The 20,162-nt window shown below is 68.0% G+C and carries 23 protein-coding genes; 8 read left to right on the top strand and 15 right to left on the bottom strand.

From position 1 onward, the window contains the following. Nucleotides 1-3: 3 nt before the first annotated feature. Nucleotides 4-1,242: an ArgE/DapE family deacylase gene (locus tag A6A40_RS14075; protein WP_063635934.1), complete on the bottom strand. Its 1,239-nt coding sequence runs from the start codon at nt 1,240-1,242 to the stop codon at nt 4-6. A gap of 13 nt (nt 1,243-1,255) precedes the next feature. Then, complete coding sequence (locus tag A6A40_RS14070; RefSeq protein ID WP_063635933.1) at nt 1,256-2,518, bottom strand: allantoate amidohydrolase; 1,263 nt, start codon at nt 2,516-2,518, stop codon at nt 1,256-1,258. A gap of 316 nt (nt 2,519-2,834) precedes the next feature. On the opposite strand from A6A40_RS14070, the gene A6A40_RS14065 reads away from it, so the two are divergent. Then, entirely contained in the window at nt 2,835-3,134 is a 300-nt protein-coding gene (locus A6A40_RS14065) for a hypothetical protein (protein WP_063635932.1), read from the top strand. A gap of 46 nt (nt 3,135-3,180) precedes the next feature. On the opposite strand, the gene A6A40_RS14060 is transcribed toward A6A40_RS14065, so the two are convergent. Next, nucleotides 3,181-3,390, bottom strand: coding sequence for a hypothetical protein (locus A6A40_RS14060; protein WP_063635931.1), 210 nt, complete (start codon nt 3,388-3,390; stop codon nt 3,181-3,183). A 443-nt stretch (nt 3,391-3,833) separates the two neighbouring features. On the opposite strand from A6A40_RS14060, the gene A6A40_RS14055 reads away from it, so the two are divergent. After that, nucleotides 3,834-4,457 carry a glutathione S-transferase family protein gene (locus tag A6A40_RS14055; protein ID WP_063635930.1) on the top strand — a complete coding sequence of 208 codons (624 nt, stop codon included), beginning with the start codon at nt 3,834-3,836 and terminating at the stop codon, nt 4,455-4,457. A 95-nt stretch (nt 4,458-4,552) separates the two neighbouring features. On the opposite strand, the gene A6A40_RS14050 is transcribed toward A6A40_RS14055, so the two are convergent. From A6A40_RS14050 to A6A40_RS14030, 5 genes are all read right to left on the bottom strand, one after another. Beyond that, nucleotides 4,553-5,431 (bottom strand): 3-hydroxybutyryl-CoA dehydrogenase, encoded by an 879-nt coding sequence (locus A6A40_RS14050; RefSeq protein ID WP_063635929.1) that lies wholly within the window; start codon nt 5,429-5,431, stop codon nt 4,553-4,555. Nucleotides 5,432-5,515: 84 nt separating this feature from the next. After that, nucleotides 5,516-6,457 carry an FAD-binding protein gene (locus A6A40_RS14045; protein WP_063635928.1) on the bottom strand — a complete coding sequence of 314 codons (942 nt, stop codon included), beginning with the start codon at nt 6,455-6,457 and terminating at the stop codon, nt 5,516-5,518. A gap of 16 nt (nt 6,458-6,473) precedes the next feature. Then, nucleotides 6,474-7,223, bottom strand: a complete 750-nt coding sequence (locus A6A40_RS14040) for an electron transfer flavoprotein subunit beta/FixA family protein (RefSeq protein WP_063635927.1) — start codon at nt 7,221-7,223, stop codon at nt 6,474-6,476. 152 nt (nt 7,224-7,375) lie between these two features. Further along, nucleotides 7,376-7,945 (bottom strand): cob(I)yrinic acid a,c-diamide adenosyltransferase, encoded by a 570-nt coding sequence (locus tag A6A40_RS14035; RefSeq protein ID WP_063635926.1) that lies wholly within the window; start codon nt 7,943-7,945, stop codon nt 7,376-7,378. Between the two features lie 8 nt (nt 7,946-7,953). Then, nucleotides 7,954-8,148, bottom strand: a complete 195-nt coding sequence (locus A6A40_RS14030) for a twin transmembrane helix small protein (RefSeq protein WP_063635925.1) — start codon at nt 8,146-8,148, stop codon at nt 7,954-7,956. 194 nt (nt 8,149-8,342) lie between these two features. On the opposite strand from A6A40_RS14030, the gene A6A40_RS14025 reads away from it, so the two are divergent. Together A6A40_RS14025 and A6A40_RS14020 are read left to right on the top strand one after the other, a co-directional pair. Continuing rightward, on the top strand, nt 8,343-9,800 hold the full coding sequence (locus A6A40_RS14025) for a GH1 family beta-glucosidase (RefSeq protein WP_063635924.1): 1,458 nt from the start codon (nt 8,343-8,345) through the stop codon (nt 9,798-9,800). A 22-nt stretch (nt 9,801-9,822) separates the two neighbouring features. Further along, nucleotides 9,823-10,242, top strand: a complete 420-nt coding sequence (locus tag A6A40_RS14020) for a hypothetical protein (RefSeq protein WP_063635923.1) — start codon at nt 9,823-9,825, stop codon at nt 10,240-10,242. Nucleotides 10,243-10,261: 19 nt separating this feature from the next. Here the strand turns inward: A6A40_RS14020 and A6A40_RS14015 are convergent, their stop codons facing one another. Continuing rightward, on the bottom strand, nt 10,262-10,558 hold the full coding sequence (locus A6A40_RS14015) for a hypothetical protein (protein WP_063635922.1): 297 nt from the start codon (nt 10,556-10,558) through the stop codon (nt 10,262-10,264). 247 nt (nt 10,559-10,805) lie between these two features. On the opposite strand from A6A40_RS14015, the gene A6A40_RS14010 reads away from it, so the two are divergent. After that, nucleotides 10,806-11,750: a peptidoglycan-binding domain-containing protein gene (locus A6A40_RS14010; protein ID WP_063635921.1), complete on the top strand. Its 945-nt coding sequence runs from the start codon at nt 10,806-10,808 to the stop codon at nt 11,748-11,750. A gap of 13 nt (nt 11,751-11,763) precedes the next feature. Here A6A40_RS14010 and A6A40_RS14005 read toward each other — a convergent pair whose 3' ends face one another. The 6 genes from A6A40_RS14005 to A6A40_RS13980 form a co-directional block, all read right to left on the bottom strand. Then, nucleotides 11,764-11,994 (bottom strand): DUF1178 family protein, encoded by a 231-nt coding sequence (locus A6A40_RS14005; RefSeq protein ID WP_063635920.1) that lies wholly within the window; start codon nt 11,992-11,994, stop codon nt 11,764-11,766. A gap of 92 nt (nt 11,995-12,086) precedes the next feature. Then, on the bottom strand, nt 12,087-12,860 hold the full coding sequence (locus tag A6A40_RS14000; RefSeq protein ID WP_063635919.1) for an ABC transporter ATP-binding protein: 774 nt from the start codon (nt 12,858-12,860) through the stop codon (nt 12,087-12,089). Between the two features lie 10 nt (nt 12,861-12,870). Beyond that, the gene (locus tag A6A40_RS13995; RefSeq protein WP_063635918.1) at nt 12,871-13,647 is read right to left on the bottom strand and encodes an MlaE family ABC transporter permease; all 777 of its coding nucleotides are present in this window, start codon (nt 13,645-13,647) and stop codon (nt 12,871-12,873) included. 330 nt (nt 13,648-13,977) lie between these two features. After that, nucleotides 13,978-15,099, bottom strand: a complete 1,122-nt coding sequence (alr, locus tag A6A40_RS13990; protein WP_082860833.1) for an alanine racemase — start codon at nt 15,097-15,099, stop codon at nt 13,978-13,980. A 5-nt stretch (nt 15,100-15,104) separates the two neighbouring features. Continuing rightward, on the bottom strand, nt 15,105-16,610 hold the full coding sequence (locus A6A40_RS13985) for a replicative DNA helicase (RefSeq protein WP_063635916.1): 1,506 nt from the start codon (nt 16,608-16,610) through the stop codon (nt 15,105-15,107). A gap of 132 nt (nt 16,611-16,742) precedes the next feature. Then, nucleotides 16,743-17,327, bottom strand: coding sequence for an LOG family protein (locus tag A6A40_RS13980; protein ID WP_063635915.1), 585 nt, complete (start codon nt 17,325-17,327; stop codon nt 16,743-16,745). Between the two features lie 144 nt (nt 17,328-17,471). Here A6A40_RS13980 and A6A40_RS13975 point away from each other — a divergent pair, with 144 nt between their 5' ends. From A6A40_RS13975 to A6A40_RS13965, 3 genes are all read left to right on the top strand, one after another. Then, nucleotides 17,472-17,957 carry a c-type cytochrome gene (locus A6A40_RS13975; protein ID WP_063635914.1) on the top strand — a complete coding sequence of 162 codons (486 nt, stop codon included), beginning with the start codon at nt 17,472-17,474 and terminating at the stop codon, nt 17,955-17,957. A 3-nt stretch (nt 17,958-17,960) separates the two neighbouring features. After that, nucleotides 17,961-18,878: a c-type cytochrome gene (locus A6A40_RS13970; RefSeq protein ID WP_063635913.1), complete on the top strand. Its 918-nt coding sequence runs from the start codon at nt 17,961-17,963 to the stop codon at nt 18,876-18,878. A 194-nt stretch (nt 18,879-19,072) separates the two neighbouring features. After that, nucleotides 19,073-20,146 carry a LysM peptidoglycan-binding domain-containing protein gene (locus A6A40_RS13965; protein ID WP_063635912.1) on the top strand — a complete coding sequence of 358 codons (1,074 nt, stop codon included), beginning with the start codon at nt 19,073-19,075 and terminating at the stop codon, nt 20,144-20,146. The last annotated feature ends 16 nt before the right edge of the window (nt 20,147-20,162 follow it).

The raw sequence follows: 20,162 nt of genomic DNA, 5'->3' as shown, positions 1-20,162 counted from the left end.
GCTTTACCCCAGCAGGTCCGCCAGCGACCGCGCCACCACCTGGGTCGCCTTGCGCAGATCCTCCAGCACCAGCTTTTCGTCGGCGCGGTGGCCGTTGGCTTCCAGCAGGTCGCGCGGGCCGGCGCCATAGAGGATGGTGGGGATGCCTGCCTCCGAATAATGGCGGGCGTCGGTGTAGAGCGGGATGCCGTTCTGGCCGACCGGCACGCCCAGCACCTCCTGCGCATGGGCCGCGAACAGTGCGGCCAGCCGCGGTGCGTCGCCGACCGAGCGGAAGGGCCGGGCCAGCAGGATGCGGCGGACGGTGACGCGGATGCCCTCGCGGCCTGCGGCGGCCTGCTCGATCAGGGTGCGCAGTTCGGCCTCGACCTCAGCCGGAGTCTCCTCCGGAATCATGCGGCGGTCGAGGCGGAAGGTCACGCGGTCCGGCACCACATTGGTGTTGATGCCGCCCTGGATCAGCCCGACCGTCAGCGACGGATGAGAGATGCCGGTCACGCCGGATCGGCGCGCCGCCAGGTCCGGCCGGTGGGCATAGAGGGCGGCCAGGATGCCGGTCGCCGCCTCCAGCGCGTCATGGCCGGTGTCGGGGCGGGCGGCATGGGCGGACTTGCCGTCGACCTGCACCTCCAGATGCAGGCAACCGTTGTGCCCGGTCACCACCGAATAGGCGAAGCTGGCCGACACCGCATAGTCCGGTTTGGAAATGCCCCGGTCGAGCAGCCATTTCGGCCCGATCTCGCCGCCGGCCTCCTCGTCATAGGTCAGGTGCAGCTCGACCGTCCCCTTCAGCGGGGCCTTCGAGGCCATCAGCGCCCGCAGCGCGAAGGTGTAGGTGGCGAAATCCGACTTCGACACCGCCACGCCGCGGCCATACATGACGCCGTCGCGGATTTCCGCGCCATAGGGATCGCTCGACCAGCCCTCGCCGGGCGGAACCACGTCGCCATGGGCGTTCAGGGCCACGGTCGGGCCTTCGCCGAAGCGGTGGCGGATCACCAGGTTGGTGGCGCTGATCATGCCGTTGGCCCGCACCAGATCGGCCGGCACCGGATGACGCTCCACCGTGAAGCCCATCGCTTCCAGCAGCTCGGCGGCGCGGACGGCGTGGGGGGCGCAGTCGCCGGGGGGATTGTCGGACGGCACCTTCACCAGTTCCGCCAGGAAGCGGACCTCCTCGTCGAAGCGGGCATTCACCGCCTCGTCGAGCGTGGCGGCGAGGGAAGGGGACAGGTCGGTCATGGCAGGCGGTCCGTCACGGAAGGGAGGTTGCGGGCTGGAAGTTCTCGACGAAGCGGGCGAGCACGCGGGCGCCGGCCTCGGCATCGGCGGCGGTGATCCGTTCGGCCGGGTTGTGCGAGATGCCGCGTTCGCAGCGGACGAACAGCATGGCGATGTCGGTCAGCGCCGCCACCGCCATGGCGTCGTGGCCGGCGCCGCTCGGCAGCTCCGGCGCGTCCAGCCCTTCCGCGGCCGCCGCGGCGGCGAACTGCGCCATCAGCGCCGGGTGGCAGGCGACGGCGGGGCTCTCATGCAGCGTTTCGAAGCCGATGGCGACGCCGCGGGCGTCGGCGATGGCCTCCAGCCGGGCGCGGACGGCGCCGACCCGCTCCAGCCGCAGGGGGTCGCGGTCGGCGCGCAGGTCGATGGTGAAGCGGACCTTGCCGGGAATGACGTTGGTGGCGCCGGGCGCCGCCTCGATTCGGCCGACGGTGCCGACCAGCCGTTCCTGTCCGGAGCAGAGCTGTTCCACCGCCAGGATCATCTCGGCGGCTGCCGCCAGTGCGTCGCGGCGCAGGGTCATCGGCACGGTGCCGGCATGGCCGGCCATGCCCTCCACCGTCACCGCCAGCCGGGTGGCGCCGGCGATGGCGGTGACCACGCCGACCGGCCGGCCCAGCGCCTCCAGCACCGGCCCCTGTTCGATGTGCAATTCCACATAGGCCAGCACGGCATGCGGCTCGTAGGCGGCGGTGGCCCAGGCGGCGGGATCGAGTCCGAAGGCCGTCATCGCGTCGGCCAGCCGCGTGCCGGCGGCGTCGCGCGTCTCCAGCACCGCCGGGTCGAAGGTGCCGGCGATGGCGCGGCTGCCGATCAGGGTGGACTGGAAGCGGGTCCCCTCCTCGTCGCCGAAGCCGATCACCTCGATGGCGAAGGGCAGGCGGCGGCCGTGGGCGTTCAGGTCCGCCACCACGGCGATGCCGCTCAGAACGCCCAGCATGCCGTCATAGCGCCCGGCATCCCGCACGGTGTCGAGGTGGGAGCCGATCAGCAATGCCGGCAGGCCCGGCCTGTCGCCCTCGTAGCGGCCGACGATGTTGCCGACGGCATCCTCCCGCACGGCCATCCCGGCGGCGCGCATCCACTGCGCGACGAGGTCGTTGGCGCGGCGGTGTTCCGGCGTCAGGTAGAGGCGCGACAGGCGCCCCTCCTCCGCGCTGATCGCCGCCAGCGCGTCGATGCGCTCGAGAAGGGCCGGCCCGGACAGCGGCGACTGGGAGGAGGGGGAAGCGGACATCGGGATTCCGGACTGCAGAAGGTTCGGGACTGGGATTCAGGATGATGGCACCGGTTATACGCCGAAGCCGCCGCCCCGCCCTAGCCCCCGGCCCGCGAAGACAGTTTCAAAGAATCCCGGAAAGGCGACCCGTCACTGCCGTCCGGTCATGCCGCAGCGCAAAAAGACAGGGGAAAGAGCGTTGGTGGTGCCGAATACTGCCTACCTCCCTCTGGAAGTGATAGGCTGAATTCATAAATATAGGGAAACAAAATCCGCTGCAAAGCGGTAGATCTTGCTGCGACTGCGAAAGAAACCGCTGAGGGGAGGTGCGTCCATGACGTCGTTCGATCCCGATATGCCTTTCGAAAACGCAACGCCGATTGCCCGTCCGGGCGGTGGCCTCTGGTTCAACGATCGGGCCGGGCTGGCCCAGGCCCGCACCCTGGCGGGCTGGATCACGCTGCTGGCGGAGGACCGCGGGCTGGACGACCGGCAGTTGGCCGCCGTCACCGGACTCGATCCGGAGGATGTGCGCGCGGTCCGCGACGGCGCGGTGGCGATGCTGCCGCCCCGCCTGCTGAACCGGGCGCTGGCCCGCCTGGAGGGCCGGAACGACGAAGGGCGGCTGCAATAGCTTGCCGAGCCGCCCTTCCGGTGGAACTGAACTGCGCGGCGCCGCTTCAGGCGACGGCCAGCACGTCCACATACATGTTGGCCGGCGCCGACAGGTGGATGCGGTAAAGCATGCCGGACTGGTCGACGATGATGTCGGCGACCGGGTTCTTGCTCGACAGATCGGTCACCGCGGCGCGGACGTTGCGCGGCAGTTGGTCGAGGGCGACGTCGCGATAACCGCCCTTGTCGGAAAGCTTGATGGTCTTGTTGCCCATGATGGCAGATGCTCTGTTTCAGGAAGGCTTGAGAGGGGATACTCGATGTGCCGTGGGACAATGATCCCCGTCGGTTAACCGCCGGTTAAGCACCCTCTCAGGTCTTCTGGAAGCCGGCGCAGGGCAGCAGCGCATCCGGTGCAGGGGGGCGGAAGCGCCCTCCCTGATCCGATCATGCTTCAGCGGCGGTCCCGTCCGGCGGTGCCGGCCATGGCGGCCTTCGTCTTCGGATATGGACTTGTCGATCCCGTGGGATCGCTGACCGTGCAACAGACGTTCTCCAGCGTCCGTTCCCTGAGACGGGAAGCGGCCAATCCTTCCGGCGGACTTTACGGGCTGGGATGGGAACGGGCACCCTTGCGGGCCGATGGCGGTCGGCCGGTGTCCGCCGTCCGGCAAGGCCGACATTGCCCACGCTTCTTCCATTCCCGAGAAGGCAACTCATGACCATCGTCGTCCATCATCTCAACAACAGCCGGTCGCAGCGGATCCTCTGGCTCCTCGAGGAGTTGGAGCTGCCTTACGAGATCCGGTTCTATCAGCGCGACAAGGTGACCAATCTTGCCCCGCCGGAACTGAAGGCGGTTCATCCGCTGGGGAAATCCCCATTGCTCGAGATCGACGGGCGGATCGTCATGGAGTCCGGCGCCATCGTGCAGCATCTGTGCGAGACCTTCGGTGGTGGCCGCTTCCTGCCGCCGGCCGGCTCGGACGACGCGTTGCGTCATCTGCAGCTGATTCATTTCGCCGAAGGCTCGGTGATGACGCCGATCCTGCTCGATCTTTATGTCGGACGACTTGGAGAGGCCGGCGCGCCGCTGCATCCCCGCATCCAGGAGCAGCTGGCCAGCCATTTCGACTATCTCGAAGCCCAACTGCGTCCGTCCGGACATTTCGTCGGAGACGCGTTGACCGGTGCCGACATCATGCTCAGCTTCCCGATCGAAGTGGCGATGCTGAAGGGCAACCGCAGCCGCTGGCCGAGGCTTGCCGCTTTCGTCGACGCCATGCACGCTCGCCCGGCCTGGCAGCGTGCCCGCGCCAAGGGCGGCAGCTATTTCCAGTGACAGCCTGCCGAGGTGGCGGCCTCCGGTTCCGGTAATCAAGAAAAAGCCCGCCCCGGTTTCCCGGAGCGGGCCTTTTCAAACAGGCGTGGCGGCTGTCAGCGCGTCGGCACCGGCGGCGTCTGCGAGTAGTCGTAGAAGCCGCGGCCGTACTTCTTGCCGATCCAGCCGGCCTCGACATACTTCACCAGCAGCGGGCAGGGGCGGTACTTGCTGTCGGCAAGGCCTTCGTACAGCACCTGCATCACCGCCAGACAGGTGTCCAGGCCGATGAAGTCGGCCAGTTCCAGCGGACCCATCGGGTGGTTGGCGCCCAGCTTCAGCGCCGTGTCGATGGCCTCGACGCCGCCGACGCCCTCATAGAGGGTGTAGACAGCCTCGTTGATCATCGGCAGCAGGATGCGGTTGACGATGAAGGCCGGGAAATCCTCGGCCACCGCGGCGGTCTTGCCGATGGCGGCGGTCAGTTCCTTGATGGCGTTGAAGGTCGGCTCGTCGGTCGCGATGCCGCGGATCAGCTCGACCAGCTGCATCACCGGCACCGGGTTCATGAAGTGCATGCCCATGAACTTGGCCGGACGGTCGGTCGCCGCGGCCAGACGGGTGATCGAGATCGACGAGGTGTTCGTCGCGATCAGCGCCTCCGGCTTCAGGTGCGGGACCAGCTTCTTCAGCAGGTCGCGCTTCAGCGCTTCGTTCTCGGTCGCGGCCTCGATCACCAGATCGGACTCGCCGAACACCGACAGGTCGGTTCCGGTGACGATGCGGCCGAGAGCGGCGGTCTTCTCCGCCTCCTCCAGCTTGCCCTTCTGGATCTGGCGGTCGTAATTCCGGCCGATGTTGGCGAGCGCCTTTTCCAGGACCGCGTCGCTGATGTCGGACAGGACGACATCATAGCCGGCCTGGGCGCAGACCTGGGCGATACCGCTGCCCATCTGGCCGGCGCCGATGATGCCAATCTTCTTGATCGTGGTCATGGGGGCTGTCCCGCTTGGGATGTGGGTAGAAGGACCGCGGTCAAGGAGAGTTACCCCCTCGACCGCGATCCGGATCAGCGCGCCTTATCCGAGTTTGTCCGTCAGCTCCGGCACGGCCTTGAACAGGTCCGCGACGAGGCCGTAATCGGCGACCTGGAAGATGGGCGCTTCCTCATCCTTGTTGATCGCGACGATGACCTTGCTGTCCTTCATGCCGGCGAGGTGCTGGATCGCACCGGAGATGCCGACGGCGATGTACAGCTCGGGCGCCACGATCTTGCCGGTTTGCCCGACCTGATAATCGTTCGGCACGAAGCCCGCGTCCACGGCGGCGCGGCTGGCGCCGACCGCGGCGCCCAGCTTGTCGGCCAGAGCCTCCAGCATCGGGAAATTCTCGCCCGACTGCATGCCGCGCCCGCCCGACACCACCACGCGGGCTGCGGTCAGTTCCGGACGCTCCGACTTGGTCAGCTCGGCCGAGACGAAGCTCGACAGCCCGGCGGCACCGGCGCCCGACACGGCCTCGACCGTGGCCGAGCCGCCTTCGGATGCTGCGGTTTCGAAGGCGGTGGTGCGGACGGTGATGACCTTCACCGCATCGGCCGACTGCACGGTGGCGATGGCGTTGCCGGCATAGATCGGCCGCTCGAAGGTATCGGCGGAGACCACGGCGGTGATGTCGGAGATGGCGGCGACGTCCAGCAGCGCCGCGACGCGCGGCAGGAGGTTCTTGCCGACCGAAGTGGCGCCGGCCAGCACATGGCTGTAGCCGCCGGCCTTGACGGTGGACACCACCAGCGGGGCGACGTCTTCCGGCAGTTGATGCTCGTAAGCGGCATCGTCGGCCAGCAGCCCCTTGGCGACGCCTGCCACCTTGGCGGCGGCATCGGCGGCGGCCTGGGCGCCCTTGCCGGCGACCAGGATATGGATGTCGCCGCCGATCTTGGAAGCGGCGGTGACGGCGTTCAGGGTGGCGGGCTTCAGCGAGGCGCCGTCGTGGTCGGCGATGACGAGAATGTTGGCCATGGTCAGTTCATCCCCCTCAGATCACGCGCGCTTCGGTCTTGAGCTTGTCGACCAGCGTGGCGACGTCCGGCACCTTGATGCCGGCCTGACGCTTGGCCGGCTCGGCCACCTTCACCGTCTTCAGACGCGGCGTGACGTCGACGCCCAGGCTGTCCGGGTTGATCGTCTCCAGCGGCTTCTTCTTCGCCTTCATGATGTTGGGCAGCGAGGCATAGCGCGGCTCGTTCAGGCGCAGGTCGGCGGTGACCACCGCCGGCAGCTTCAACTCGACCGTCTCCAGGCCGCCGTCGATCTCGCGGGTGACCGCGACCGTGCCGTCGCCGGCGACGACCTTCGAGGCGAAGGTGCCCTGGCCCCAGCCGAGCAGCGCCGCCAGCATCTGGCCGGTCTGGTTGCAGTCGTCGTCGATCGCCTGCTTGCCGAGGATGACGAGACCGGGGGCCTCCTTCCCGACCAGGGCCTTCAGCACCTTGGCGACGGCCAGCGGTTCGGTGGTCACGTCGGTCTGCACCAGGATGGCGCGGTCGGCACCCATGGCGAGCGCGGTGCGGAGCGTCTCCTGCGCCTGGGCCGGGCCGACGGAGACGACGACGATCTCGGTCGCCTTGCCGGCCTCCTTCAAGCGCACCGCCTCTTCGACGGCGATCTCGTCGAAGGGGTTCATGCTCATCTTCACGTTGGCGGTCTCGACGCCGCTGCCGTCCGCCTTGACGCGGATCTTCACGTTGTAGTCGACCACTCGCTTAACGGGGACGAGGACTTTCATAACTCACCCTGGCTGCTGAGCGCGCGCCTTGTTACGGCGAACACCGCGAAAATTGCTGTGGTTGCGAACGGACCATAGGATCTGGCATTACCACTGTCAATGACGCGCCCGACGCGCAAGCGGCGGCTTCCGACGGATTGCGCGGCCCTTCCTCAGCGGTTCGCGCCGGGAACCCACAGAACGTCGTCCGCCCCGTTGCGGTTCACCACCCGGCTCAGCACGAACAGATGGTCCGACAGCCGGTTGACGTATTTCAGCGCCGCACCCGTCACCGGTTCGTGGCGCGCCAGATCGGTCATCAGCCGCTCCGCCCGGCGCACCACGGTGCGCGCCAGATGCAGATGGGCTGCGGCAGGCGAGCCGCCGGGCAGGATGAAGGAGGTCAGCGGCGCCAGACCGGCGTTCATCGCGTCGATCTCCGCCTCCAGCCGGTCGACCTGGGACTGGACGATGCGCAGCGGCGGGTATTTCGGCATCTCCTCCTCCGGCGTGCAGAGGTCCGCACCCAGGTCGAACAGGTCGTTCTGGATGCGGCCGAGCATCGCGTCGGCCTCCGGCCAGTCATGGGTGTGAAGGCGCGCCATGCCGATCACGGCGTTCGCCTCGTCCACCGTACCGTAGGCGGCGACGCGGCGGTCGTGCTTCGGCACCCGGCTGCCGTCGCCGAGCGAGGTTTCGCCGGCGTCGCCGCCGCGCGTGTAGATCTTGGTCAGCTTTACCATGGAAAGCGTCAGCCTTTGGTCAGGATGGCGAGAACGAACAGCAGCAGCGCCGCGCCCTGCAGGATGACGCGCAGGCGCATCGCCTTGTTGGAGCGGCGCGGGTCGCCCCTGCCGCCGCGGGCCATGAAGAAGAGGCCGACGAAGAGCGAGCCGACCACGGCCAGCATCGCCAGGACCATCAGGATGGGGAAGAGATCGTGCATGGTGCCAATATAGACCGCGATTCTTCCCGCGCCTATGGCTGCCCTTGGATGCGATGTCGATGTTGTGGGTGCGGTGCCCCGGAAGAATTGCCGATCCGGGTAATCACCCGGTTGCCAAAGCCGTTGGACTGCATACAGTGCGCGGCGACGGACAGCCACAGCCCCGGTTGGGCGGCGGAGCGGAGAGGCGGGCGATGCGGCGGCGGAGTTTCCTGAAGACGGCCCTGAAGATGACGGCGGCCGCGGCGGCCGGCGGCGGCGCGATGGCCGCATTGACCCGCGAGGGGGTGCGGGCCGCTCCCGACTCGGCACCGCGTATGGTCGCCTTCCCCGAGGGTTTCCTGTGGGGCGTCTCCACCTCCAGCTACCAGATCGAAGGGGCGGTGGCCGAGGATGGGCGCGGCCCCAGCGTCTGGGACACCTACAGCCATTCCTTCGGGCGGATCGCCAACGGTGACACCGGCGACGTCGCCTGCGACCACTATCACCGCTATGCCGAGGATGTGGAGTTGATGGCGCGGGCCGGCATGAAGGCCTACCGCTTCTCCATTGCATGGCCGCGGGTGATGCCGCAGGGCACCGGTGCGGTGAATGCCAAAGGGCTCGACTTCTACGACCGGCTGACCGATGCGCTGCTGGCGAAGGGCATCCAGCCCTGGCCCTGCCTGTTCCACTGGGATTTGCCCCAGGCCTTGCAGGACCGGGGCGGCTGGACCAACCGCGACATCGCCGGGTGGTTCACCGACTATGCGCTGGCCGTCACCGCGCGGCTGGGCGACCGCGCCAAGCACTGGGTGATGCTGAACGAGCCGTCGGTGGTCGCCATCTTCGGCCATGGCACCGGTGGGCATGCGCCGGGGATGACCGGCCGCGACACCTGCCTCAAGGCGATCCACCACCAGAATCTCGCCCAGGGCACCGCGCTGGCCGCGCTGCGGCAGGTGGGCGGAAGGAACTGGCAGCTCGGCACCGTGCTGTCGCTGCAGCCGTCCTGGCCGGTGGGGGGACTCGATTCGAACTATCCGGCCTCGCTGATGTGGGACGCGGTGTGGAACCGCTCCTGCCTGGATCCTCTGTTCAAGGGCCGCTTCCCGGCGCTGCTGGAGGCTGATTTCACCCGCATCGCCAAGCCCGGCGATCTGGAGCGCATCAAGCAGCCGGTCGATTTCCTCGGCATCAACTATTACAGCCGCATGCACCAGCAGCCCGATCCGCAGGGGCTGTTCGGCACCGGCTACGGCTCGGCCCCCGAAGGCACACGCAAGACCGGCATGGAATGGCCGGTGGAGCCGGACGGGCTGACCGAAATTTTGGCCGAACTGCAGGAGATGTACGGCAATCCTCCCGTCTATGTGACGGAGAACGGCGCCGATTATCCCGATACGGTCGGCCCCGACGGCCGGGTGAACGACCGCGACCGCATCGGCTACCTGCGCGACCATCTGCTGGCCGCCGCCAAGGCGATCGACGAGGGTTGCAACCTCAAGGGCTATATGGCCTGGACGCTGCTGGACAATTTCGAATGGTCGGAGGGCTACCGCCGCAAGTTCGGACTGGTCCAGGTCGACCGCAAGACGATGGAGCGCAAGCCGAAGGCCAGCTACGACTGGTACGCCTCGGTCATCCGCAACAACGCGGTTCCGCTGCGCTGAGTGTGTGGATAGACTGCCGCCCATGCCGACTCCGCGCCCGCCCCAGCCGACCCGTTTCGCCATCCAGAAGGCGCGCGGCAAGGGGTGGAAGACGCTGGAGGTGGGGGAGGAGCTTGCACATGCCAAGGCACGCTTCGACCGGATGGTTGGCATCAACCCGCGGGCCTATTTCCGGCTGATCCAGCTCGATTACAACGCCGACTCCGGCTATGAGGGCATGGAGTTCAACTGGACGCTGATCGAGCTGTACGATCCCAAAAAGGGACCGGCGACGGGGGGACGCGTTCGCCCGGCTGCGAAGGCGACGCCGGCTGCGAAACCGGATCGCAAGCGCAAGGCGGCGGAACCGGTGGCTTTGCCGTTGCGGGTCTATCTGGCCGTGGTCCTGATCGGCACCCTGGCCGGTGCCCTGGCCTACCTGCATTTCGCCGCCGGGAAATAACGCGGCGGACGGTGGAGGGTCACTCCGTCGCATAGCCCTTGCGGCGCATGCACAGCGCGAAGATTTCCTTGCGGTAGCCGTATTGCGGCGTTTCCGGCAGCGGGCGCAGGGGGTAGCCGCGCAGGCGCATGGTGTGGTCCACCTGCTCGGTGCATTCGTCGTAGGCGATGGTCGGCACGTCGGTGCTGGCGGTCCACTCGCGGTAGGACGGCGGACTGCTGCAGCCCGACAGCAGGAGCATGGCGGCCAGGGCGGTGGCCGCCGCCGGCCCGACCCCCAGTCTGGTCCACGGAGATGCGTTCTCGAACCCGGTCATGGCGCCCCTGCGTTCCTTGTGATGCCCCCGAATTGACGCTACCACGTCCGGCCTTTTCCGATCCATTTTCGCACACCATTTCCCGGAACGCGCCTTTTCGGCAACGCTGCGCGGCGGACAACGCAGACGCACAAAAATCGCCGCCGGAAAAGCGGCACAATCTGGTAACACGATCCATGTCCCCGATTCGCGGGGGAGTGTCGTGGCTCTAAAATCGGTCTGGCGTCACGGACGGAGGGATAAGGCGATGTCTGGGATTTCGCGGCGGGTGCGTGGTGGCGCCGCGGTGGCGGCTGTTGCAGTGGTGATGTCGGGTCTTGCGCTTGGGACGCCGGGCTCCGCTTGGGCGGAGGCATCGACGGCAGATATCCAGTGGGCGCAGACCTTCCTGAAGGACAAGGGCTACAACATCGGCGGCCGCGCCAAGGGCCAGATGACGCCGGAGACCCGCTCGTCGCTCAGCGCCTATCAGAAATCGGTCGGACTGCCGGCCACCGGCACTCTGGACCAGGCCACCATCAACAAGATGATGGGCGAGCGCGAGAAGAAGGCCGCCCCCACCATGGGCAGCCTGTCCAAGAGCCAGGTCGGCCAGACCCGCCATGAGAAAGAGGTGACGCCGCGCGCCGCCCCCACCGGCCGGGTCGAATCCGGTAGCGAGAGCATCGGTGGCATGGCCCAGTTCGGCGGCGCGCCGGTGTCGGCGCCGTCCTCTCCATCGTCTTCCTCGTCCGCCGGCCACAGCGTCCCGGCCGCGGCACCGCGCCCTTCGGCGCCCGCGGCGGCTCACACTGCAGTTTCCACCAGTGCTGCACCCCAGAGCGCAGCACGGACTCCAGCCGGCGCGTCCGAGGGGCCGGTTCCGCAGGCTGCTCCCCGTGGAGCCGTTTCCGCGACGACGCCCGACGGCAAGCCGGCGCCGGTGGAGGAACCGGTTGCGGTCGGCGGCGGCACGTCGGTGTGGCAGTCGAACGCGGCGCGCGCCGGCGTCGCCGGGCTGCTTGCGGTGACACTGGGCGGCGTCGGCTTTGCGTGGTGGCGCAGCGGACGGGGCGTCGATCCGCTCAGCCGGGCACCGGCCGGCGACGACCGGCCGCGCGAGTCGCGAGTCGAGCCGAGCTTCGGCTCCCCGCGCCGCCGGGAGGAGCTGACCATTGAACCGCGCCTGACGGCGGAAGCGCGGCGGCGCTAGGAACCCGTCCCCCTCACATCATCATTGGACAGCCGCCCCCGCCGCAGCCGCCGGGTGCGCAGGCGGGGGCCGGTGCCGGCTGCGACTTGCCGACGCGCGGAGCCATGATGGCTTTGGCGACCTCGGTGCCGCCGCAGGACGGGCAGGGAATGCCGGCCGCCTTCTTGGCATCGTAATCGGCCATATTGTCGAACCACTGGTCGAAATCATGGCCGCAGGCGCAGTGCAGAGCGTAGACGATCATGGTGGAGCCTCGGAAAAGCGAATCCCGGCCGCCGTTCTAGCCAAGCGTCCGCGGCCCTGCCAGGATCTGCATCAATCGCCGGGCCCCCAGGGTCAGAGCGCCTTGATCTGCATCTTGATCGGCCCGTCCGCCCGGCCATGGACGAACTGGTCGACATAGGCATTGCCCGAATTGTCGATGTCGCGGGCGTGGCCGGTCCAGATGATCCGGCCCTGATAGATCATCGCGATACGGTCGGCGATCTTGCGGGCCGACGCCATGTCGTGGGTGATGGTGACGGCGGTGGCGCCCAGATCCTTCACGCACTGCACGATCAGTTCGTTGATGACGTCGGCCATGATCGGGTCGAGGCCGGTCGTCGGCTCGTCGAAGAAGATGATCTCCGGTTCGTCGGCGATGGCGCGGGCAAGGCCGACGCGCTTCTGCATGCCGCCCGACAGCTCTGCCGGCGACAGCTCCGCCACGTCGGGAGTGAGGCCGACGGCGCCCAGCTTGGCGACCGCGATCTCCTTGGCCTGGGCACGCGGCATATGCTCGCCCTGGATCAGGCCGAAGGCGACATTCTCCCAGACCGTCAGGCTGTCGAACAGGGCAGCGCCCTGGAACAGCATGCCGAACTTGTGCAGCATCTTCTCGCGCTCGCGCGAGCGCAGCCGGGTCGTCTCGACGCCATCGACCTGGATCGATCCGGAATCCGGCGTCAGCAGGCCAAGGATGCTTTTCAGCATCACCGACTTGCCGGTGCCCGACCCGCCGATGACGACCAGCGACTCGCCCTTCGCCACCTCCAGATCGATGCCGTTCAGCACCTTCTTCGGGCCGAAATGCTTATAGACGTTCTTGAGCGCGATCTTGGGAACGGTCATTTGATGGCGCTCACTTGGTCGAGAAGAAGAGGCCGGTGATGAGGTAGTTCCACACCAGGATCATGATCGAGGCCGACACAACCGCATTGGTGGTCGCAGCACCCACGCCCTGGGCGCCGCCCTTGGAGTGGTAGCCGTGGTAGCAGCCCATCAGCGCGATCAGGAAGCCGAAGATCGCCGCCTTCACCAGACCGGAGATGACGTCGACCGGTTGCAGGAATTCCCAGGTGCGGTTGATGTAGCTGGCCGCGTTGAAGTCGAGCCGGTAGACGCCGACCAGGAAGCCGCCGAACACGCCGATGATATCGGCGACGACCACCAGCAGCGGCACCATGGTCAGGCCGGCGATCAGCCGCGGCGCCACCAGATACTTGTACGGATTGGTGGACAGCGTGGAGAGGGCGTCGATCTGCTCGGTCACCCGCATGGTGCCGATCTCGGCGGCCATGGCGGCGCCGATGCGGCCCGCGACCATCAGGCCGGCCAGCACCGGCCCCAGCTCGCGGGTGATCGACAGCACGACGACGGTGGCGATGGCGCCTTCCGCCTGGAAGCGGGAGAAGCCGCTGTAGCTTTGCAGGGCCAGCACCATGCCGGTGAACAGCGCCGTCAGCCCGACCACCGGCAGCGAGTAATAGCCGATGTCGATCATCTGCCGCAGGATCTGCCGTGGATAGAACGGCGGCCGCACGCAGTGCGACAGGGCGGATCCGGTGAACAGGGCAAGGCGTCCGGTCGCTTCCAGGAAGATCAGGAAGGCCCGGCCGGTGGCGGCGAGGAAACCCATCAGTCGGCCCGCATCCTTGGTTAGAGACTCATTTGGGCGATGCGGTCATAGCACCGATGAGCGCCAAGGTCATCCTTGGACTTTGCAATGGTGGGCGGAGTTGGTCGTCGCGGTCGCGGGAGCGTTCGGTTGTATCTGGCAACGACGACACGGATGTCACGGATTAAAACACGGATGTCACGGATATCGCTTCGGCCAGTCACACCCTTCCAGGCAAAGCAGCCAACTGATCAAGTAAAATAAAAATCCGTGTAATCCGTGTCTAAATCCGTGACATCCGTGTAAATCTTGCCAGACGAGGCTGCGCGCCGGCAAGGCGCCACAGCTTATTTACTCTCCGCTCACATAAACCCGGTGATAGCGCTGGCCGAGCGAGGTCAGCACTTCGTAGCCGATGGTCCCGGCCTCCGCCGCCACCGTGTCGACCGGGCGGCTGGGGCCGATCAGCTCGACCATGCGGCCGGCCTGCGCCACGTTCTCCGGCAGGCCGGTCACGTCGATGGTGATGAGGTCCATCGAGATCCGCCCGACGATGGGGGCGGCGACGCCATCGACGAAGACATGCCCCTTGCCGCTCAGCGAGCGCAGATAGCCGTCGGCATAGCCGACGCCGATGGTGGCGATCCGCGCCGGCCCGGTGACCTTATGGGCGGCGCCATAGCCGACCGTCATCGGTGCCGAGCAGTTGCGCACCTGCAGGAGCCGCGCATCCAGCCGCACCGTGCCGCGCATCGGGTTGGGCAGATGCGGCGTCGGGTTCACGCCATAGAGCGCGCAGCCCGGCCGGGCGAGGTCGAAGTGATGGTCCGCGCCGTGGAAGATGCCCGACGAATTGGCGAAGCTGGCCTTCGCCTTCGGCAGCCGGGCGAGCGCGCTGCGGAACCGCTCCAGCTGCTCCCCGGTCATCGGGTTGTCGAACTCGTCGGCGCAGGCGAGGTGCGTCATCCAATAGCGGACGTTGATGCCCTCCAGCCAGTCCGGATGGCCGGCCAGCTCGTCCAGCTCGTCGGGGCCGAGCCCCAGCCGGTTCATGCCGGTGTCGATGTGGATCACCGCCGGCAACACCTCGCCGCGCGAGGCCGTGAAGGCCCGCCACGCCGCGATCTCGCCCAGATGGTTCAGCACCGGCAGGATGCGCCCGGCGATGAACTCGCCCTCATAACCCGGCGGCAGCCCGCCCAGCGAGAAGACCTGCGCCTCGGGCGCCACGGGCTCCAGCGCGCGGCGGACGGCCAGCGCCTCCTCCAGCTGGGCGACGACGAAGGTCCGGCAGCCGGCGGCGGCCAGGGCCGGCACCACCCGCGCCGCCCCCAGCCCATAGGCGTCGGCCTTGACCACGGCGGAACACTCCGCCGGGGCCACCCGGTCGCGCAGCTGCGTCCAGTTGGCGACGACGGCGCCGACATCCACGGTGAGGATCGCGCCGGCGCGCGGGGTCTGGTCGCTGGTCACTCTGGTCACTCGTCGGTCTGGTGGTGCTGGTCGAGATCGCCGAACTTGGTGAACTGGCCGTCGAAGTAGAGACGGACGGTGCCGATCGGACCGTGACGCTGCTTGGCGATGATCACCTCGGCGGTGTTGTGCACCTCGCCGAGACGCTGCTGCCAGCGCTGGTAACGGTCGTTGAACTTGTCGTCGCTCTCGTCGGGCCGGCGCGAGGGCTCGGCGCGCTCAAGATAATACTGTTCGCGGAAAACGAACATCACGACGTCGGCGTCCTGCTCGATCGAGCCCGATTCGCGAAGGTCGGCCAGCTGCGGGCGCTTGTCCTCGCGCAGTTCCACGGCACGGCTCAGCTGCGACAGCGCCACCACCGGCACGTCCAGCTCCTTGGCGATGGCCTTCAGGCCGCGGGTGATCTCCGAGATTTCCTGCACCCGGTTCTCCGACCCGCGCGAGGACGAGCCGCGCAGCAGCTGGAGATAGTCGACCACCACCATGCTAAGGCCCGAGGTCCGCTTCAGCCGGCGGCAGCGCGTGCGCACCGCGGCGACCGACAGGGCCGGCGTGTCGTCGACATAGAAGGGGCAGCGCGCCAGATCCTGGCTGGCCTGGACGAATTTCGGGAAATCGGTGTCGCGGATCTCGCCGCGGCGGATCTTGTCGCCGGGCACCTGCACCTCGTCGGCGAGGATACGGGTGGCCAGCTGTTCCGCCGACATTTCGAGAGAGAAGAAGCCGACCACGCCGCCTTCCTGGCCGGACGAGCGCATATGCGCCTTGGCGGCGTTGAAGGCGATGTTGGTGGCCAGTGCCGTCTTGCCCATCGAGGGACGCCCGGCGAGGATGATCAGGTCCGACGGATGCAGGCCGCCCAGCTTGCGGTCGATGTCGATCAGTCCGGTGGTGACGCCGGTGACGTGGCTGGAGCGGCGGAAGGCCACCTCCGCCGTGGCGATGGCATGCTTGACCGACTCGCCGAACGCCACGAAGCCGCCCTGCACGTCGCCGGTGGAGGCGAGGTCGAACAGCTGTTTCTCCGCCTCGCCGATCTGGTCGAGTGCCGTGATGTCGAGGTCGTGGCGGTACGCCTCGTTCACCATGTCGGTGCCGACCTCGATCAGCTGCCGGCGGATGAACAGGTCGTGGATGGTCTTGCCGTAATCGCCGGCGTTGACCACGGTGACGACGTTGGCAGCCAGCTCCGCCAGATAGGCGCTGCCGCCTTCGACCGCCAGTTCGGGATCGTTGTCGAACAACGATTTCAGCGTGACCGGATTCGCGATCTGGCCGCGGTCGATCATCTTGGTGATGGCGGCGAAGATGCGCTGGTGGGCCGGGTCGTAGAAATGCTCCGGCCGCAGGAACTCGCCGACCTTCTCATAGGCCTTGTTGTTGACCAGGATCGCGCCCAGCAGCGCCTGCTCCGCCTCTTCGTTGTTGGGAGGCGTGCGGTACTCGGCCGTTGGCTTGACCGCGGCGGAGGGGCGGGGATCGAACAGCGATGAGGTCTGGTTGCTCATGAAGGACACAATATCAGAAACAGAACGGGAACGCCCTGCGAAGGGTGGGAAACCCTCCACAAAAGCTGTGCACAGAAGTTATCCACAGGCTGGGAAGTCCGGGGATAACCGCGGGAAGGGCCGAGCTGCCCTTCAGAACTTCTTGGGCTGGGACGGGTGGGCGGCATCCGGCATCGCCTCCAGCGCTTCGAACACGCCGTCGACATGGTCGGCGACGCGGTAGAGGGCGGAACGGTCGATGCGGGCGAAGCCCTGGGCGACCATATGGTCGATCAACCCCAGCAGCGGGCGCCAATAGCCGTCGACGTCGGCGATGACGATCGGCTTGTCGTGCAACTGCAGCTGTTTCCAGGTCAGGATCTCGAAGGCCTCGTCCAGCGTGCCGAGACCGCCCGGCAGGATGACGAAGGCGTCGGCGCGCTCGACCATCATGCGCTTGCGGGTGTGCATACTGTCGACGACATGCAGTTCGGTCAGGCCGGTATGCTCGATTTCCGCCGACTGGATGTGTTCGGGAATGATGCCGACCACCTCGCCGCCGGCGGCGATGGCCGCATCGGCGGCGATGCCCATCAGCCCGACCCGGCCGCCGCCATAGACCATGCGGATGCCGCGGCGGGCCAGTCCGTCGCCCAGCGCATGGGCGGCTTCCTTGTAGACATCGGCGACGCGGCTGGATGCACCGCAATAGACGCAGACGGACGACAGGCTCTTCATCGCGGGTCAACCTTTCTCGCCACCGCCGCCCACCATGGGGCGGGGCGCAAACAATCCGGTGAAAGCCATGGAATATCGGGAGAGGGCGGCGCGTCAACAGCGGCACAGGCACCGTTAAACCAGGGCATCATCGGGAGGGACCACATGAGCAACCGCGTCGTCAATGTCCTTGCGGCGGCGTCCGTCGCCGGTCTGATGTTCGCACTGTTCGGCATGTCGGCCGGCACAGCCGGCGCCGCCGATCCGGCCTGGCAGGTGAAGGACCGGCAGCAGACGATGAAGAAGCTCGGCGGCGGAGTGGGCGCCGTCGCCAAATATGTGAAGAACGAGGGCGCCACCCTCGAAGACGCGGCCAAGGGGGCGGAGGCCGTGCTGGCGGTCTCCAGGATGGATCCGAAGGCGATCTTCCCCGAAGGCACCGCGGTGGGGGTGACCGACAGCGCCGCCAAGCCGGAGCTGTGGAAGAACTGGGCCGAGGCGCAGCGCTACTGGAGCGCCGTCCAGCCGGCGGCCGAGAAGCTGGACGCCGCGGTGAAGAGCGGCGACCGCACGCAGATCGCCCAGGCGCTGGGCGCGACAACCAAGACCTGCGGTAGCTGTCACGAGGACTTCCGCGTCAAGAAGAACTGACCGATGCGGCACGCCCTGACCGCTGCCGCCGCCGCATGGCTGCTGCCGTTCGCCGTTGCCTTCGCCGTATCGGGTGGGGGCGGCGGCGCGTTGGCCGCGGACACGGCACCGGCGGGCGGGGCGCCCGCCGGCGATCCGGTGACCCGCGGTGCCTATGTATTCCATGCCGCCGGCTGCCTCGGCTGCCACAGCAACGAGAAGGAGGGCGGGGCGCCGCTGGCCGGCGGGCGGGCGCTGGCGACGCCCTTCGGCACCTTCCACACCCCCAACATCACGCCGGATCCGGAAACCGGCATCGGCCGCTGGAGCGACGCCGACTTCATCCGCGCCTTCCGCGAGGGCGTGCGGCCCGACGGCGCCGCGCTGTTCCCCGCCTTTCCATATGCCAGCTATACGCGGATGACCGACCGCGACCTGCTGGACCTGAAGGCCTATCTGTTCAGCCGGCCGGCGGTTGCGGCGCCGAACAGGCCGCACGACCTGACGCCGCCCTTCTCCTGGCGCTTCCTGCTGCCGGTCTGGCAGTGGATGTATCTCAGCCCCGGCCCGGTGCCCGACGATCCGGCGAAGCCGCCGGCCTGGAACCGCGGGCGCTATCTGGTCGACGCGCTCGGCCATTGCGGCGAATGCCACAGCCCGCGCACCCTGATGGGCGGCATGGAGTCCGACCGCTATCTGGCCGGCAATCCGGACGGCCCGGACGGCGACACGGTGCCGGGGATCACCAGCGCCCGGAGCAAGGGCATCGGCGGCTGGTCCGACGGCGACCTGACCCTGCTGCTGGAGACCGGGCTGACCCCGGAAGGCGACGTTGTCGGCGGCGCCATGGGCGAGGTGGTGCGCAACAGCACCTCCAAGCTGACGGCCGAGGACCGTGCCGCCATCGCCGCCTATCTGAAGACCGTGCCGGCGAAGGAGTGAAAACCGCCGGCTCTTGCCGAAACCTGATCTTGCGGGGCAATCGAAGCCGTTCGGACGATGGAAATGGGCAAACGGCAGCATTCTTTTGGCACCTGTCCTTCTGCTATGGTTGCCCATCCTGCCGTGGTGGCGGGCCGCCGGATGGGTGCGCAGTGAAACGAAACGCGTTGTTCGCAGCTTTGGGCGTGGCTCTGATGTGTGGGGCGGCGGCGATTGCGCTGTGGCCGGCCGGGGGACCTGTGCAGACACCGACACCGGCTCCGGTTCCGGCGGCATCTGCTCCCGCCTCTCCCGTCTCTCCTCCCGCCGCGGTCCCGCCCGCAGCACCCGCGAAAGCGGCGGCGGCCCCTGCTCCCGCTCCCGCGGCGCCCAGCTTCGACGTGGTTCGGGTGGCGCCGGACGGGGCGACGGTGATGGCCGGCCGCGCGGCGCCGGGATCGCAGGTGACGGTTACCGACGGGGGAACGCCGGTCGCCACCGCCAAGGCCGACCAGCGTGGCGAATGGGTGATGCTGCCGGACAAGCCGCTGGCTCCCGGCACACGCGAACTGAACCTGACGGAGGCCCGCCCCGGGTCCGATGCGCCGGTTCCCGCCGACAAGGTGGTGGTGGTGATGGTGCCCGATCAGGCCGGCATCGCCCAGCCCGACACTGTCCGGTCCGGCACGGCCCAGGCTGCCGCGGCCGATTCGGCCGCGCAGGGCACCGCGGTGGCCGTGGCGGTTCCGCGCGACGGGCTGGCCGGCGCACCGGCATCCATGGGCGGCAGCTCGGTGCTGCAGGCCCCCCCGGTTCCCGCCAACGGCGCGCCGCCGCCGCCGGGCGGCGTGTCGGTGGAGACGATGGACTATGATCCCGCCGGCCGTGTGGCGCTGGGCGGGCGGGCGGCACCCAACAGTGCGGTGCAGCTTTATCTCGACAACATCCTGGTCGGCCGCGCCCACACCGATCCCAAGGGCGGCTGGCGCCTGATTCCCGAAAAACTGATCGATCCCGGCCTCTACACCCTGCGCGCCGATCAGGTCACCCAGTCCGGCAAGGTGGTGGCGCGGGCCGAGCTGCCGGTCCAGGTCTCCGCCATGCCGGCCGGGGCCACCGACGGGCGCAGCATCGTCGTCCAGCCCGGCAACAGCCTGTGGCGATTGGCGCGCCGCACCTATGGCGACGGCATGCTCTACACAACCATCTACACCGCCAACCGCGAGCAGATCCGCGATCCCGACCTGATCTATCCCGGCCAGATCTTCTCGCTGCCCCAGGTGAACTGATCCGCGAACTGATCTG

The organism is Azospirillum humicireducens (genome assembly GCF_001639105.2).
Lineage (GTDB): Bacteria > Pseudomonadota > Alphaproteobacteria > Azospirillales > Azospirillaceae > Azospirillum > Azospirillum humicireducens.
Note: the sequence above shows the minus strand (reverse complement) of the source record. Positions and strands in the feature narration are given on the sequence as shown.

What these genes read in the sequence shown, in the direction of transcription:
- A6A40_RS14075 (WP_063635934.1), bottom strand. Translation starts at nt 1,242, where the DNA reads ATGACCGACCTGTCCCCTTCCCTCGCCGCCACGCTCGACGAGGCGGTG.
- A6A40_RS14070 (WP_063635933.1), bottom strand. Translation starts at nt 2,518, where the DNA reads ATGTCCGCTTCCCCCTCCTCCCAGTCGCCGCTGTCCGGGCCGGCCCTT.
- A6A40_RS14065 (WP_063635932.1), top strand. Translation starts at nt 2,835, where the DNA reads ATGACGTCGTTCGATCCCGATATGCCTTTCGAAAACGCAACGCCGATT.
- A6A40_RS14060 (WP_063635931.1), bottom strand. Translation starts at nt 3,390, where the DNA reads ATGGGCAACAAGACCATCAAGCTTTCCGACAAGGGCGGTTATCGCGAC.
- A6A40_RS14055 (WP_063635930.1), top strand. Translation starts at nt 3,834, where the DNA reads ATGACCATCGTCGTCCATCATCTCAACAACAGCCGGTCGCAGCGGATC.
- A6A40_RS14050 (WP_063635929.1), bottom strand. Translation starts at nt 5,431, where the DNA reads ATGACCACGATCAAGAAGATTGGCATCATCGGCGCCGGCCAGATGGGC.
- A6A40_RS14045 (WP_063635928.1), bottom strand. Translation starts at nt 6,457, where the DNA reads ATGGCCAACATTCTCGTCATCGCCGACCACGACGGCGCCTCGCTGAAG.
- A6A40_RS14040 (WP_063635927.1), bottom strand. Translation starts at nt 7,223, where the DNA reads ATGAAAGTCCTCGTCCCCGTTAAGCGAGTGGTCGACTACAACGTGAAG.
- A6A40_RS14035 (WP_063635926.1), bottom strand. Translation starts at nt 7,945, where the DNA reads ATGGTAAAGCTGACCAAGATCTACACGCGCGGCGGCGACGCCGGCGAA.
- A6A40_RS14030 (WP_063635925.1), bottom strand. Translation starts at nt 8,148, where the DNA reads ATGCACGATCTCTTCCCCATCCTGATGGTCCTGGCGATGCTGGCCGTG.
- A6A40_RS14025 (WP_063635924.1), top strand. Translation starts at nt 8,343, where the DNA reads ATGCGGCGGCGGAGTTTCCTGAAGACGGCCCTGAAGATGACGGCGGCC.
- A6A40_RS14020 (WP_063635923.1), top strand. Translation starts at nt 9,823, where the DNA reads ATGCCGACTCCGCGCCCGCCCCAGCCGACCCGTTTCGCCATCCAGAAG.
- A6A40_RS14015 (WP_063635922.1), bottom strand. Translation starts at nt 10,558, where the DNA reads ATGACCGGGTTCGAGAACGCATCTCCGTGGACCAGACTGGGGGTCGGG.
- A6A40_RS14010 (WP_063635921.1), top strand. Translation starts at nt 10,806, where the DNA reads ATGTCTGGGATTTCGCGGCGGGTGCGTGGTGGCGCCGCGGTGGCGGCT.
- A6A40_RS14005 (WP_063635920.1), bottom strand. Translation starts at nt 11,994, where the DNA reads ATGATCGTCTACGCTCTGCACTGCGCCTGCGGCCATGATTTCGACCAG.
- A6A40_RS14000 (WP_063635919.1), bottom strand. Translation starts at nt 12,860, where the DNA reads ATGACCGTTCCCAAGATCGCGCTCAAGAACGTCTATAAGCATTTCGGC.
- A6A40_RS13995 (WP_063635918.1), bottom strand. Translation starts at nt 13,647, where the DNA reads ATGGGTTTCCTCGCCGCCACCGGCCGGGCCTTCCTGATCTTCCTGGAA.
- A6A40_RS13985 (WP_063635916.1), bottom strand. Translation starts at nt 16,610, where the DNA reads ATGAGCAACCAGACCTCATCGCTGTTCGATCCCCGCCCCTCCGCCGCG.
- A6A40_RS13980 (WP_063635915.1), bottom strand. Translation starts at nt 17,327, where the DNA reads ATGAAGAGCCTGTCGTCCGTCTGCGTCTATTGCGGTGCATCCAGCCGC.
- A6A40_RS13975 (WP_063635914.1), top strand. Translation starts at nt 17,472, where the DNA reads ATGAGCAACCGCGTCGTCAATGTCCTTGCGGCGGCGTCCGTCGCCGGT.
- A6A40_RS13970 (WP_063635913.1), top strand. Translation starts at nt 17,961, where the DNA reads ATGCGGCACGCCCTGACCGCTGCCGCCGCCGCATGGCTGCTGCCGTTC.
- A6A40_RS13965 (WP_063635912.1), top strand. Translation starts at nt 19,073, where the DNA reads ATGTGTGGGGCGGCGGCGATTGCGCTGTGGCCGGCCGGGGGACCTGTG.